This is a genomic window from Novosphingobium soli (assembly GCF_042432915.1).
GTDB classification, from domain to species: Bacteria; Pseudomonadota; Alphaproteobacteria; order Sphingomonadales; family Sphingomonadaceae; genus Novosphingobium; species Novosphingobium soli.
The window spans coordinates 32,390-45,826 of record NZ_JBHLWK010000008.1; the positions used below are offsets into that span (position 1 = coordinate 32,390).

The 13,437-nt window shown below is 70.6% G+C and carries 14 protein-coding genes; 2 read left to right on the forward strand and 12 right to left on the reverse strand.

What is annotated here, in order from left to right; translation table 11 throughout:
- Window positions 1-62: 62 nt before the first annotated feature.
- Window positions 63-770 (forward strand): M23 family metallopeptidase, encoded by a 708-nt coding sequence (locus tag ACFFJC_RS04730; protein WP_379486342.1) that lies wholly within the window; start codon window positions 63-65, stop codon window positions 768-770.
- Between the two features lie 269 nt (window positions 771-1,039).
- Here ACFFJC_RS04730 and ACFFJC_RS04735 read toward each other — a convergent pair whose 3' ends face one another.
- The 10 genes from ACFFJC_RS04735 to ccoN are packed head-to-tail and all read right to left on the reverse strand — an operon-like array spanning window position 1,040 to window position 10,590.
- Window positions 1,040-2,365, reverse strand: coding sequence for a radical SAM protein (locus ACFFJC_RS04735; protein WP_379486343.1), 1,326 nt, complete (start codon window positions 2,363-2,365; stop codon window positions 1,040-1,042).
- Window positions 2,366-2,397: 32 nt separating this feature from the next.
- Complete coding sequence (locus ACFFJC_RS04740) at window positions 2,398-2,622, reverse strand: hypothetical protein (RefSeq protein ID WP_379486344.1); 225 nt, start codon at window positions 2,620-2,622, stop codon at window positions 2,398-2,400.
- Window positions 2,619-2,768: a cbb3-type cytochrome oxidase assembly protein CcoS gene (gene ccoS / locus ACFFJC_RS04745; protein ID WP_379486345.1), complete on the reverse strand. Its 150-nt coding sequence runs from the start codon at window positions 2,766-2,768 to the stop codon at window positions 2,619-2,621. The genes ACFFJC_RS04740 and ccoS overlap by 4 nt, the downstream gene beginning before the upstream one ends.
- The gene (locus ACFFJC_RS04750) at window positions 2,765-4,924 is read right to left on the reverse strand and encodes a heavy metal translocating P-type ATPase (protein WP_379486346.1); all 2,160 of its coding nucleotides are present in this window, start codon (window positions 4,922-4,924) and stop codon (window positions 2,765-2,767) included. The genes ccoS and ACFFJC_RS04750 overlap by 4 nt, the downstream gene beginning before the upstream one ends.
- Window positions 4,921-5,523, reverse strand: a complete 603-nt coding sequence (locus ACFFJC_RS04755) for a FixH family protein (RefSeq protein ID WP_379486347.1) — start codon at window positions 5,521-5,523, stop codon at window positions 4,921-4,923. Before ACFFJC_RS04755 ends, ACFFJC_RS04750 begins: the two co-directional genes overlap by 4 nt.
- Window positions 5,520-6,989, reverse strand: coding sequence for a cytochrome c oxidase accessory protein CcoG (ccoG, locus tag ACFFJC_RS04760; protein ID WP_379486348.1), 1,470 nt, complete (start codon window positions 6,987-6,989; stop codon window positions 5,520-5,522). Before ccoG ends, ACFFJC_RS04755 begins: the two co-directional genes overlap by 4 nt.
- 50 nt (window positions 6,990-7,039) lie before the next feature.
- Window positions 7,040-8,005, reverse strand: coding sequence for a cytochrome-c oxidase, cbb3-type subunit III (gene ccoP, locus ACFFJC_RS04765; protein WP_379486349.1), 966 nt, complete (start codon window positions 8,003-8,005; stop codon window positions 7,040-7,042).
- Window positions 7,998-8,174, reverse strand: coding sequence for a cbb3-type cytochrome c oxidase subunit 3 (locus tag ACFFJC_RS04770; protein WP_379486350.1), 177 nt, complete (start codon window positions 8,172-8,174; stop codon window positions 7,998-8,000). Before ACFFJC_RS04770 ends, ccoP begins: the two co-directional genes overlap by 8 nt.
- Window positions 8,171-8,920: a cytochrome-c oxidase, cbb3-type subunit II gene (ccoO, locus tag ACFFJC_RS04775; protein WP_379486351.1), complete on the reverse strand. Its 750-nt coding sequence runs from the start codon at window positions 8,918-8,920 to the stop codon at window positions 8,171-8,173. Before ccoO ends, ACFFJC_RS04770 begins: the two co-directional genes overlap by 4 nt.
- Window positions 8,921-8,940: 20 nt before the next feature.
- Entirely contained in the window at window positions 8,941-10,590 is a 1,650-nt protein-coding gene (gene ccoN / locus ACFFJC_RS04780; RefSeq protein WP_379486352.1) for a cytochrome-c oxidase, cbb3-type subunit I, read from the reverse strand.
- Between the two features lie 373 nt (window positions 10,591-10,963).
- Between ccoN and ACFFJC_RS04785 the strand changes: the two genes are divergently transcribed.
- Window positions 10,964-11,671, forward strand: a complete 708-nt coding sequence (locus ACFFJC_RS04785; protein ID WP_379486353.1) for an OmpW/AlkL family protein — start codon at window positions 10,964-10,966, stop codon at window positions 11,669-11,671.
- A 456-nt stretch (window positions 11,672-12,127) separates the two neighbouring features.
- Here the strand turns inward: ACFFJC_RS04785 and ACFFJC_RS04790 are convergent, their stop codons facing one another.
- Entirely contained in the window at window positions 12,128-12,589 is a 462-nt protein-coding gene (locus tag ACFFJC_RS04790) for a GtrA family protein (RefSeq protein WP_379486354.1), read from the reverse strand.
- 73 nt (window positions 12,590-12,662) lie between these two features.
- On the reverse strand, window positions 12,663-13,364 hold the full coding sequence (locus ACFFJC_RS04795; RefSeq protein ID WP_379486355.1) for a Crp/Fnr family transcriptional regulator: 702 nt from the start codon (window positions 13,362-13,364) through the stop codon (window positions 12,663-12,665).
- Window positions 13,365-13,437: the final 73 nt, after the last annotated feature.

Genomic DNA, 13,437 nt, shown 5'->3' on the forward strand with positions numbered 1-13,437 from the left:
CGGGTGCGCTGCCAAAAACGTCGAGTCCTCAGCGGATTACGGCGGACAGCAAGGTATTGCGAGTGGTCGTAACGAATTTCTTCGCCAAGTTCCGCGCAGTGACCGGCCTCGTCGTCGCCGCGGGTCTCACCGTCGCCGCCCAGCCCGCGATGGCCAACAGCAGCGCCGCCGCGGCCGACATCTCCGCCCCGCTGCGCACCGCCCAGGCCGCGAACCAGTCGGTCGCCGGCGGAGAGGACGAGCAGTTCCGCCAGCTGTTCAGCTCCTGGCAGAATTACGAGGAGACCGGCCTCGCCGCGGCGAAGCCCAAGGTCCCCGTCTCTGGCGGCATGGCCTCGGTTTCCATCCCTTCGCGCAACCCGCTCACCGCCTCGCGCATGAGCAGCAGCTTCGGCATGCGCGAGCACCCGATCCTCGGCGGTCGCCGCGGCCACAAGGGCGTCGACCTCGCCGCCCCGGTCGGCACCCCGATCTACGCCACCGCCGATGGCACCGTCAGCCGCGCCTCGTGGTTCAGCGGCTACGGCCTGTTCGTCTCGCTCGAGCATGGCGGTGAGATGCAGACCCGCTATGGCCACATGTCGCGCCTCAACGTCGCGGAAGGCCAGCGCGTCCACAAGGGCGACATCATCGGTTTCGTCGGCAGCACCGGCAACTCCACCGGCCCGCACCTGCACTACGAAGTGCGCGTGAGCGGCGAGGCGGTGAACCCCATCCCCTACATGCAGTCCACCATCGCGTCCGCGGAAGGCGAAGCGAAGGGCGGCTGATCCCGGCTTTACGGTTGAGAGGAGGGAAGAGGCGGTCTTCGGGCCGCCTTTTCTTTTGCCTGCGGCCGCGTCGCCTGTTCAGGCCCGCCCTGCCGTCGGACGAAAAAGGGGCGGCCCGTCACGAGGTCGGGCCGCCCATGAGTTGGGGAGAAGCGGTTCGCACCGGGGGTCCGCCAGGGCGGGGGTGGTGCGAGGACCGGCACGACGGTTCTTCGCAGAACCCACCGCAGGCGACATTGATCGTCGTCAAATGGGCAGCCGTCCCCGGATCACACCGCCGAGCTGAAGCGGTGCAGAGCCTGGCGGCGATAGGGATCGAAGCGCGCCGCGATCGAGCGGGCATAGGGCAGCCCCGCCGGCCGGATCACCAGGTCGTTCCCGTCCGCCTCGCAGAGCCCCGCGTCGCAGTAGGGCAGCAGCAGCGGCCACGCCTCCGCCTGAAGGTCCGCATCGACCGCGGCGCGCCCCTGGCACAGCAGCGCCTCGATCACGGCGCCGCGACGGCGATCCTCCGCGCTGCGCCCGATGCCGCGCGTGGCCGTCAGCCGCTCCTGCGAGAGCATCATGCGGTACCGGCCGGTGTTCTTCTCGTTCTGCGCCAGAAGCGCGGGGAAGCTGCTGATCGCCGAGGCGCCGAGGCCGACGAGGACCGGCGCCGTGTCGTCGGTGAAGCCTTGGAAGTTGCGGCGCAGGTGCCCGCTGAGGGTCGCCTGGGCGAGCGGGTCGCCTGGCCGCGCGAAGTGGTCAAACCCCACCTGGACATACCCTTCCCCGACCAGGAACGCATGGCCGAAAGCCGCCATGGCGAAGCGCGCGGCGGCGTCGGGCAGCGCCGCGGCATCGATCCGGCGCTGCCGCGCGATCAGGTGCGGGACGTGGGCATAGCCGAACAGCGCCACCCGGTCCGCCCCCAGCGCGACGGTCCGCCGCAGCGAATCCTCGAGGTCGTGCAAGCTCTGCCCCGGCAGGCCGTACATGAGGTCGAAGTTGAGCGAGCGCACCCCCGCGGCGCGCAGCATGGCGGTGGCGTCCTCGATCATCGCCGCAGGCTGGATGCGGCCGATCGCCTGCTGCAGCGCGGGCGCGAAAGTCTGCACGCCCAGGCTCGCGCGCTCGACGCCGACGGTGCGGATCACGGCTCCCCAATCCTGCCCCAGGGTGCGCGGATCCAGCTCGATCGAGATGACCGGGCACGACGTCGCGAACTTCAGCGTCAGCGCATCGACCAGGCGCACGAAGTCGATCGCCGAGATGCCGTTGGGACTGCCGCCCCCAAAGGCGATGCGCCGCACCCGCGCGGCCCCAGGCAGCCGCTCGGCGACGAGGTCGATCTCGCGGTGCAGCGCGTCGAGGTAGCTGGCGACGCGCGCCGAGCCCCTTCCGGTGCGGTGGACCGCGCTGGTGTTGCAGCCGCAGTACCAGCAGATCTTCTCGCAGAACGGGATGTGCGCGTAGAGCGAGACTTCGCCCGTGGCCCCTTCCAGCGCGGCGCCGAGTTCAGCGGCGCCCGCGCCCTCGCCGAACTCGGCGGCGGTGGGGAAGCTGGTGTAGCGCGGCACGGGCACCGCGAGCAGTTCGGGATGATAGGTCCACATGCCGCGGACCCTGGCTCAGGCGAAGGCGACGATCATTGCGTTCGATCAACCCGCTTGCGCTTGTTGTCGGAATGGCACCCCTTGGCGCAGCAGGGGCCCTGCGGGGGCCCCGGCGGCGCGTCGCGCGGGACGAGGGGGACGAGCGCGGTGCCGCCGCCGCAGAGCGGCGCCGCCAGGGTGCGCGCCTGCGCCTCCAGCGGCCCGACCATCGCGGGCAGCAGCGCCAGCGTGCCGAACAGGGCGAGCAGCCGCGTCATCGCGCCGCGTCGTCGTCGATCAGGATGCGGTTGGCGGCGCCGTCGAGGTCCTCGTACTGGCCGCTGCGCATCGCCCAGAGGAACGCGCCGAGGCCGGCAAGGCCCATTGCCAGCGCCAGCGGGATCATGAAGCCCAGGATCGTCATGTCGCGCTCCTCACCTCTGCGCCCACCAGGTCCTTGCCCGCCGCGCGCGCCAGCCGCAGCGAATTGCCCACGACCAGCAGCGAGCTGCCCGACATCGCCAGCGCCGCCAGCAGCGGCGTCACGAAGCCGGCGATCGCCAGCGGCACCGCAAGGACGTTGTAGGCCACCGCCATCGCGAAGTTCTCCCGTACCACGCGCATGGTGGCGCGCGCCACCCTGACCGCAAGCCCCACGGGCATCAGCCGCTCGCCGACGAAGACCGCGTCGGCCGCCTGCTGCGACACGTCGCTCGCCCCGCCCGGCGCGAGGCTGACGTGGGCGCCGGCCAATGCCGGCCCGTCGTTGAGCCCGTCGCCCACCATCAGCACGCGGTGCCCCACCGCGGCCCGGCGCTCCAGCAGCGCGAGCTTGTCCGCCGGACGCATCATGGCGGTGGCGAAGAGCCCCAGCGCGCGCGCCACGTCGCCGACGGGGCCGGTGCGGTCGCCCGAGGCGATCGCAACCGGCAGGCCCAGCCCTGCCAGCGCCGCCAGCGTCTCGCGCACGTCGGGGCGCATCGGGTCGGCGAAGGCGATCCGCGTTCGCGCACTGCCGATCGCGAGGTCGACCGCGAGCCCGCCGGTCTCGACCTCGGGACGGAGCAGCGCGACGGGCAGGCCCTGCCAGTGGCCGCTCATGCCGCTGCCCGCGGTCTCCGCCACGCCTTCGATCGCGGCGGGCTCCACGCCGGCGTCGTACAGCGCACGGGCGAGGCCGCGGCTGAGCGGGTGGCGGCTCGCCTGGGCCAGGCTCAGCGCGACGGCGCGCTGCTGCGGATCGAGCGCCTCGAGCCCGGCGGGGCGCGGCTCGCCCAGCGTCAGGGTGCCGGTCTTGTCGAGCAGCACCTCGTCGACCTCCGCCAGCCGTTCCAGCGCCGAGCCGTCCTTGATGAGCAGCCCGCGCCGCATCAGCGCGCCTGCCGCCACCACCTGCGCCGCCGGCACCGCCAGCCCGAGCGCGCAGGGGCAGGTGATGATGAGCACGGCGGTGGCGATCGTCAGCGCCTTGTAGACGCCCGCGCCTGCCAGCATCCAGCCGCAGAAGCTGAGGAACGCGAGCGTGTGGACGGCGGGTGCGTAGAGCCGCGCCGCACGGTCCGCCACGCGCACGTAGCGCGAACGGGACTGCCCCGCCTCGTCCATCAGCCGCGCGATGTCGGCCAACGCGGTGTCCTGCGCCGCGGCGGTGACGCGCACGCGCACCGGGTTGCCGAGGTTGATCATGCCGGCATGGACGAGGTCGCCCGGCGCGGCCGGTCGCGGGTCGCTCTCGCCCGTCAGCATCGAGGCGTCGATGGTGGTGCGCCCCTCGACGATCTCGCCGTCCGCCGCCAGCGCCTCGCCCGCCGCGACCAGCATCAGCATGCCCGGCGCCAACGCCTCGGCGGCCAGGTAGTGCGCGGCGCCGTCCTCGCCGACCACGTGCGCGCCCCGGCCCATGCGTCCGAGCAGCGCGGCGATCCCCGAGCGGGCGCGGCCCCGCATCATCGCATCGAGCGTGCGGCCGGCGAGCAGGAAGAACAGCAGCATCACGGCGCCGTCGAAGTAGGCGTGCTCCCCGCCGGTGACGGTCTCGTAAAGGCTCATGCCCGTCGCCAGCACCACGCCGATCGAGATCGGCACGTCCATGTTGGTGCGGCCATGGCGCAGCGCCATCGCCGCCGAGGCGAAGAACGGCCGCCCCGAGTAGGCGATCACCGGCAGCGCGATCAGCGCGCTGATCCAGTGGAACATCCCGCGCGTCGCGACGTCGGCTCCCGACCACACCGAGACGGAGAACAGCATGACGTTCATCATGCCGAAGCCCGCCACTCCCAGCGCGCGCACCAGTCGGCGCATCTCCCCGTCGTCGCGCGCCAGCGGGTTGTCGGCGGCGCGCTCGGCCTCGAAGCCCAGCCGGCGCAGCGCCGCGATCAACGCCTCGGCGTCGAGCGAGGGCGCGTGCCGGACGGCCACGCGCCGGGCCGAGAAGTTGACCCGCGCGGCGGCGACGCCCGGCAGTTCGGCCAGCCCGCGCTCGATCTTGCCGATGCACCCCGCGCAGCGCATGCCCGGCACGGTGAGGCGGGTGTCGCTCAGCGTCTCCGCGACAGGCGCGGCCGGCGCGAGCGCAGTCATGCCCCGATCTCCCGCTCGGCGCGCCACCGGGAACCCTGCCCCGCGACTTCGAAGCGCAGGACCCAGCGGGCGGGTGGCAAGGCCTGCTCGCTCACCCAGCGCTCCCCTTCGCGGCGAAAGGTGAGCGCGACGTCGGGCAGGCGGCCGAGGGGATGGCGGGCCACGGCGGTCAGCGTGGCGGGGGCTGCGGGGGCTTCGACAAGCTCAGCCTGAGCGGGTCGGGGAGGGATTGGTCCTTCGCGGGCCGGTGCGAAGGCGCGCCCGCCCTCGGCCTGCGGCGCCCCCCGCTCATCCTGAGCCTGTCGAAGGGCCTGACCGTGTCGAAGGGCAAGATCCACCACCACCACACCCCCGCTTCCACGCCGCGCGTCGAGGTGCCAGCCCAGCGCCTTCTCGCGCGCCGCCTCGTCGAGCCAGCGGTTGAAGTCCTGGCTGGCGACATAGGAGTTCTCCACCACCGCGCCGCCGAAGGTGGTGCTGGCCAGCGTCGCCATCGCGACGTTGACGCCGATCACCACGCCGAAGCCGGCGACGAGGATGGCGGTCATGTGCCGGCCAGTGAACCGGGCAGGCGCGGTCTTGCGGATCGGGACGGTCATGGGGTCGCCTCCTGCGGCGTGTCGAAGCGGGCTGCGGAACGATCGGTCTCGCGCGCCTCGCCGCGGGCCTGGATGCGGAACGCGAAGTCCTGCGCGGGCGTGGTGGCGGGTGCGACGACGTAGACGCGCACGGCCCGGGTGGCGTCGGCGGGAACGGTGCGGGTGAGCACGCGGGCGGCCTGGGATCGCGAGGACTCGTCGGTCCACATGCGCGCGCCGGGCAGGCCCTCGATTGCGATCTCCATCGCGCGCGGGCGGCTCTGCATGTTGCGCAGGCGCAGCGTGTAGGCGTTGCGGACTGCGCCGTCGCTCATCAGGATGTAGGGCGGGTTGCGGTCCTTGGCGAGCGTCAGCCCGGTGTGGACGCGCGTGCCCAGCAGGAACAGGAGGGCCAGGCCGATCCCCGCCCACACGGCGAAGTAGGCGATGGTGCGCGGGCGCCAGATCAGCTTGAGGTGGCGGGTCGGCGGGCGCCCGGCCTTCTCGGCCTCGGCGTCCTCCAGCGTCGCGTAATCGATCAGCCCACGGGGGCGGCCGGTCTCGGCCATCACCCGGTCGCAGGCGTCGATGCACAGCGCGCAGGTGATGCAGCCGACCTGGGGCCCTTCGCGGATGTCGATGCCGGTGGGGCAGACCGCGACGCACTGGTTGCAGTCGATGCAGTCGCCGAACTGGCCGGGGTTCTTCTGCGCCTTCTTGAGGCTGCCGCGCGGCTCGCCGCGCCAGTCCTTGTAGGTGACGGTGAGCGACTTCTCGTCGGTCATCGCGGTCTGGATCCGCGGCCAGGGGCACATGTAGATGCACACCTGCTCGCGCATGAACCCGCCGAGCACGAAGGTCGTGGCGGTCAGCACCGCGACGGTGGCGTAGGCCACCGGATCGGCAGTGCCGGTCCAGAACGTGCGCTGCAGCGTCGGCGCGTCGGCGAAGTAGAAGATCCAGGCGCCCCCGGTGGCGAAGCTGATGACGAGGTAGATCGTCCACTTGAGCAAGCGCCGCGCGATCTTGGCGGGACCCCACGGCGCCTTGTGGAGCCGGAAGCGCGCGTTGCGGTCGCCGTCGATCAGGCGGTCGACGTGCTGGAACAGGTCGGTCCAGACCGTCTGCGGGCAGGCATAGCCGCACCACGCGCGGCCCACCGCGCTGGTCACCAGGAACAGGCCGATGCCGGCCATGATGAGTAGCCCGGCGACGAAGTAGAACTCGTGCGGCCAGATCTCGATGCCGAACATGTAGAAGCGCCGGCGGGCGAGATCGACCAGCACCGCCTGGTCGGGCGCGTAGGCGCCGCGGTCCCAGCGCAGCCAGGGCGTGCCCCAGTAGACCGCCAGGCACAGCGCCATGACCGTCCACTTGAGGCGGCGGAACTTGCCGTCGATGCGGCGATTGAAGACCGGCTCGCGCTTCGCATAGAGCGAGGGGGGCGGCGTGCCGGGCTTGCGGGCGAGTTGCTGATCCTGTGTCATGGTGTGATTGTCCGTTGGGACGCGGGCCGGGAGCGCCGGCCCCGTCCGCCTCAGCGTGCCTCCGTGGGGGTGGGGCTCGGCTGGCCTTGCGGGGCCGCGCGGGCGCCCTGCTCCGCCGGCTCGCGCGTCGCATCGGGCACGGCCGCGAAGCGCTCGCCGCCGCCCAGCGAGTGGACGTAGGCGGCCAGCATCTTGATCGTCACAGGGTCCAGCCGCCCGCCCCACGCCGGCATCACGCCCAGGTGCGGGCGGTCGATCTGCGCCGCCACGTCCTCGTGGCTGGCGCCGTCGAGCCAGATCGCGTCGGTGAGGTTCGGCGCGCCGAACTGGCGGCTCCCCTTGCCCGCCGGCCCGTGGCAGACCGCGCAGTTGTCGGCGAAGATCCGCGCGCCCGCGGCGTTCGGCCGCGCCTTGCCGGAGAACGAGCGGACGTGGCTCGCCACCTGGTCGATCTGCTCGGGCGTCAGCAGGCCATCGGCGCCGAAGGCGGGCATGATCGACTGGCGGGTCTTGTCGTCGCCCGGCTGGCGGATGCCGTGGATCAGCGTCTGCTCGATGGCCGCGAGGTCACCGCCCCACAGCCAGTCGTCGTCGTTGAGGTTGGGGAAGCCCTTCGAGCCCGCTGCGCCGGCGCCGTGGCACTGCACGCAGTTGACCTTGAAGGCCGCCGCCCCGCCCGCCACCGCCGCCCGCATCAGCTCGGGCTTGCCGGGCAGCGACTGGATCGGCGTGATCGCCAGCTCCGCCACCAGCCGCGAGCGTTCCTGCTGCTGCTGCGCCAGGTCTCCCGCCAGCTCGCTCCGGCTCGACCAGCCGAGCACGCCGTCGCTCGCCTTGGAGAGCATCGGCCAGGCCGGGTAGGCCACCGAGTAGCCCAGCGCAAAGACGATCGTCGCGTAGAAGGTCCAGAGCCACCAGCGCGGCAGCGGCGTGTTCAGTTCCTCGATCCCGTCCCACTCGTGGCCGACGGTCTCGGTCTGCGTGGCTTCGTCGAGACGTCCCTTGGGCTCAGACATCGTTCTCGTCCTTGAAGATCAGGGTGGCGGCGGCCTTGTTCTTCGCCCGGTGGCCGGGCCGGAAGGGCCAGGCGACCAGCACCAGGAACACCCCCAGCATCGCCAGCAGGCCCCAGCTGTCGGCGATGTGCCGCAGCATGTCGTAGGTGGAGTGCGCGCTCGCGGTCATCGGCCCTTCTCCGAGGCCAGCTCCTCCTGCGCGGCGGCGCTGTCGACGTCGACCATGGTGCCCAACACCTGCAGGTAGGCGACCAGCGCATCCATCTCGGTCACCCGCTTGGGATCGCCGTCGAAGTCGCGGACCTGCGCCTTGGGATAGCGCTTGGCGAGATCGCCCGCGTCCGCCTCGGGATCGGCCTGGGCGTTGAGGTCGGCCAGCGCGCTTTCGATGTCGCGGTCGGTATAGGGCACGCCCACGCGGCGCAGCGCGGTGAGGCTGGCTGCGGGATCGGGCACCTGGAGGTCGCGCTCGGCGAGGAAGCCGTATTGCGGCATCACCGATTCGGGCACCACGCTCTGCGGGTTCTTCAGGTGCTGGACGTGCCAGCTGTCCGAATAGCGCCCACCCACGCGCGCGAGGTCGGGCCCGGTACGCTTGGAGCCCCACTGGAACGGATGGTCGTACATCGATTCCGCGGCCAGGCTGTAGTGGCCGTAGCGCTCGGTCTCGTCGCGGAACGGACGGATCATCTGGCTGTGGCAGGTGTAGCACCCCTCGCGCACGTAGATGTCGCGGCCCGCCTGCTCGAGCGGGGTGTACGGGCGCACGCCCTCCACCTTCTCGATGGTGTTGTCGATCCAGAATAGCGGCGCGATCTCGACGATGCCGCCTATGGCGACGACGACCAGCGAGCAGATGCCCAGCAGGGTGACGTTCTTCTCGAGCGTCTTGTGGCGTTCGACGATGGTGGTCATGGTGTGTGTCCTTTCGTCGCTCAGGCTGCCGGAGCCGGAAGCGGACGGTCGCGCTCAGCGTCGTAGGCGGCGTCGCGCAGGGGGGCCTCGCGGCGCAGCTTGCCCAGGATCGTCGCCCAGACGTTGACGGTCATGATGACCGCGCCCGAGAGGTAGAGCAGGCCGCCGAAGACGCGCATGATGAACATCGGGTGGATCGCGGCGACGCTGTCGGCGAAGGAGTTCACCAGGTAGCCGTCAGCCCCGTACTCGCGCCACATGAGACCCTGGGTGATACCCGAGACCCACATCGAGGCGGCGTAGAAGACGATCCCCAGCGTCGCGAGCCAGAAGTGCCAGTTCACCATCCGCAGCGAGTAGAGGCGCGTCCGGCCCCACAGCCGCGGCACGAGGTAGTAGATCGCGCCGAAGGTAATCATCCCGTTCCAGCCCAGCGCGCCGGAATGGACGTGGCCGATGGTCCAGTCGGTGTAGTGCGAGAGCGAGTTCACGCTCTTGATCGACATCATCGGGCCTTCGAAGGTGCTCATGCCGTAGAAGGCGAGCGCCATCACCATCATGCGGATGATCGGGTCGGTGCGGACCTTGTCCCAGGCGCCGTTGAGCGTCATCAGCCCGTTGATCATGCCGCCCCAGCTCGGCATCCACAGCATGATCGAGAACACCATGCCCAGCGTCTGCGCCCAGTCCGGAAGCGCGGTGTAGTGGAGGTGGTGCGGGCCCGCCCAGATGTAGAGGAAGATCAGCGACCAGAAGTGGATGATCGAGAGCCGGTAGGAGTAGATCGGGCGCTCGGCCTGCTTGGGCACGAAGTAGTACATCATCGCCAGGAAGCCGGCGGTGAGGAAGAAGCCGACCGCGTTGTGGCCGTACCACCACTGCACCAGCGCGCCCTGCACGCCCGCGAACAGCGAGTAGCTCTTGGAACCGAGCAGGCTGACCGGCAGGTCGAGGTTGTTGACCACGTGCAGCATCGCCACCGTGACGATGAAGCCGAGGTAGAACCAGTTGGCGACGTAGATGTGCGGTTCGCTGCGCTTCACGATCGTGCCGACGAACACCGCAAGGTAGCTCACCCACACCACCGTCAGCCACCAGTCGACGTACCACTCGGGCTCGGCGTATTCCTTGCCCTCGCTGATGCCCAGCAGGTAGCCGGTGGCGGCGAGCACGATGAACAGCTGGTAGCCCCAGAACACGAAGCGGGCGAGGCCGGGGAAGGCCAGCCGCGCGCGGCAGGTGCGCTGGACGACGTAGTAGCTCGTCGCGATCAGGGCGTTGCCGCCGAAGGCGAAGACCACCGCCGAGGTGTGCAGCGGGCGCACCCGCCCGAAGTTCAGGTACGGCTCCAGGTTCAGCCAGGGCCAGGCGAGCTGCGCGGCGATGAACAGGCCCGCGGCGAAGCCCGCCATGCCCCAGAACACCGTCGCGATCACGCCCCAGCGGATCGGGTCGTCGTCATAGCGCCCGGCATCGGGGAAGCGCAGCACGCCGCGCGCGATGCCGTCGTAGTCGGCCCCGCGCAGCGCGAACCAGAGGGCCGCGAACGCCGCGAGCGCGACGATCCCCATGTGGACGGCGAACCCCTGGTCCGCCGCCAGCGCGGAGGCCATCACGGCCAGGAAGAGCACGACAAGCCACACGCCCGCCCGTGCAAGGACCGAAACCATAAGCTGCTCTTTTCGAGATGAGTTGCTGATCGGTCCCGGCCTTGGGCGCTCGGGGCTGGAGTCGCATTGACGGCGATCAAAATTAGGGGCGGAGCTTCGACAGGCTCCGCCTGCGCCGGTCGGCTGGGAGGAGGCGAGACGTTTCGCCCGTGCTTGACGTGAGCTGATCGCCGCTCGCGGCGCCGTGCTCCCTGCTCCCTGCCCCGCTCGGCTGCGCCTGTCGAAGCCCCGCCCCCCTGGGATAGCCCCCGACCCATTTTCCACCAGTTGCGCCCGATCAATTCGCTTCGGCGACCGGGAGCGCAAAGAGCGGGGGCCGCTCAAGAGGGGGGATCCGCAAGGTGCGGCCTCGGCGGCAAGGAAAGACACAGCTATGCGCACGATCACCCTGCTCGCCGCCCTGACCGCCGGCACGGCCGCCACCGCCCTCGCCACGCCGGCGCTGGCCGGAAGCCCGGATGGCAAGCTCCAGGTCAAGGTGCTCGCGACCGGGGTGCTGCCGGACGGCGGGATCGACAAGATCACGTCGATCGATCCCGGGCTTGCCGCGACGCTCGGGACCCTGGGCGTCGGCGACGTCGACGCAAAGGCCAGCGACAACGTCGTGCCGACGCTGGCGGTCGAGTACTTCTTCAGCAAGGCGGTCTCGGTGGAGACCATCTGCTGCTTCACGCAGCACCACGTCAACGGCGCGGCCGACCTGGCCGGCACGCGGCTTGTCGATCACGTGCTGATCCTGCCCGCCACGCTGACCGCCAAGCTGCATCTCGACACCGGCGGCCCGATCAAGCCCTACCTCGGCGCAGGGCCGGCCTGGTTCGTCGTCTTCGACGAGAAGCCGGGCGCCACGGCCGAGGCGCTGGGGGTGGACCGGGTGAAGATGTCCAATTCGCTCGGGTTGGCGCTGCAGGGCGGCGTCGACATCGCGCTGGGCCAGAGCGGCTACGGCATCTCGCTCGATGCCAAGAAGTACTTCGTCAAGCCGACCGCACGGTTCTACGCCGGGGAGGCCAAGGTGCTGGAGACCAAGCACGACCTCGATCCCTGGGTGGTCAGCGCCGGGCTGTCCTACCGCTTCTGACTTGACATATGTAACCACATCGGTTATATGCCCCGACATCCCGAGCCGGCGGTGTACACGTCGGCCCGGGTGTTTCGGGTCGGCGTCGCGGGCCGGGTACGGCGTACAAGTCGTGATCACGCCGCAGCGTCCGACCGGAGCGGTTCATCGGGCAGGGCGGCTTGCGGCCCTCCCCACCCCAGGTTTTCCGCACTTGCCGTGCCTTCTTCGCAAGGTCGGCCGCGGGAGGCCGGATACGGCGCCAGTTTGCGAGCCCGCACCGCCGATCCGAACCGCTTCGACCAGGGCCGAGCCGGGCTGCGCCGACTGCTACCCGGCCGTTCGCACGAGACGGTCTCCCCCCGTGCCCCTGCACGGGCGCCCCGACGCCGGCCCGATGTCATTCTTCGGCTNGCCCCGGCGTAACCCCGCATTCGCCAGCGGGCGCTTTCGCTTGCGTGTCGCGCGCGGGCGCCCTCAAACCTCGTGGAAGTTCAGCGTCGCGTTGAGGATGAACACCAGCGTCCCGGAAAACAGCGACACCAGCACCCGCGCCAACAGGTAATGGGTGTCGAGCGGCCCCGTCAGCAGCGCGAAGCCGCCCAGGATCACCGCCAGCCCGACCAGCGCGTTGACGAGGTAGTAGAAGTAGCCGGTGAAGATCCCGCGGTCGCTCTCGCGGAACACCCAGCTCCGCGCCAGCACGTAGTTGAGCGAGTTGGCCGCAAGGAAGCCCAGCGTCACCGCCACGAACTTGTCGATCCCCAGCTGCGACACCATCAGCCAGATCAGCGCCATGTCGACCGCGAAGCAGAAGCAGGAGGACACCGCGTTGCGCACGAAGAGCACCGCCCCGTGGCGGCTGAACAGCCCGGGATGTCCGGGATGACCGGCGCCCACGGCGGCGCGGCGGCCCGGCGCGATGGGAGAATGGAACATGCCTTGGCGAACTCCGGCGAGCGGTCAAAGTTTCCCGCAGTGCAGCATGCCCTGGCCGCGGCGCGACGGGCCGTTAACCCGCCTCGGCGACCAGCGCCTCATAGTCGAGGATCGTCACTTCGCGGCGGGAGGGCAGGTCGATCACCCCTTCCTGGCGCAGGCGGGTGAACTGGCGGCTCACCGTCTCGATCGTCAGCCCGAGCACGTCGGCGATCTGCTGGCGCGAGAACGGCAGGGTGAGCATGCGCTGGTTGGGCCGGTCGCGGTCGATCCGGCAGCCGGAGCCGGCCAGGCGCTCGACCATCTCGACCAGGAAGCTCGCCATCTTCTCGGCGGCGGACTTGCGCCCCAGCAGCAGCATCCAGCGCCGGGTGCGGTCGAGCTCGCCCAGCGTGCGCTCCAGCAGCTTGTGCTCCAGCGCCGGGTGCTCGCGCGCGAAGGCGTCGAAGTCGCGGCGCGAGAAGACGCAGACCTTGGCCTCGGTCAGCGCGGTGACCCCATGCCCGGTGGTCCCGCCGAAGGGACGACCGATGAAGTCGGAAGGGTAGACCACGCCGACGATCTGCTCGCGCCCGTCCTCGGTGTTGGTGGACAGCTTGAGCACGCCGTCGATCACGTTGGCGACCAGGACCGAATCCTCGCCCTCCCAGATGATCGATTCCCCCGCGTCGAGGTTGCGGGTGCGACCGATCGCATTGAGCGCGGCCAGTTCGCCGGCGTCGAGCGCCGCACAGATCGCCCGGTTACGGACGACGCAAAGGTCACAGCTGGCCATGGATCTCGTTCACCGGGGACATACGCTTCTCATCGAGGCGCATAGCGGAAAGTACGCGGGGTGGGAACCTCGC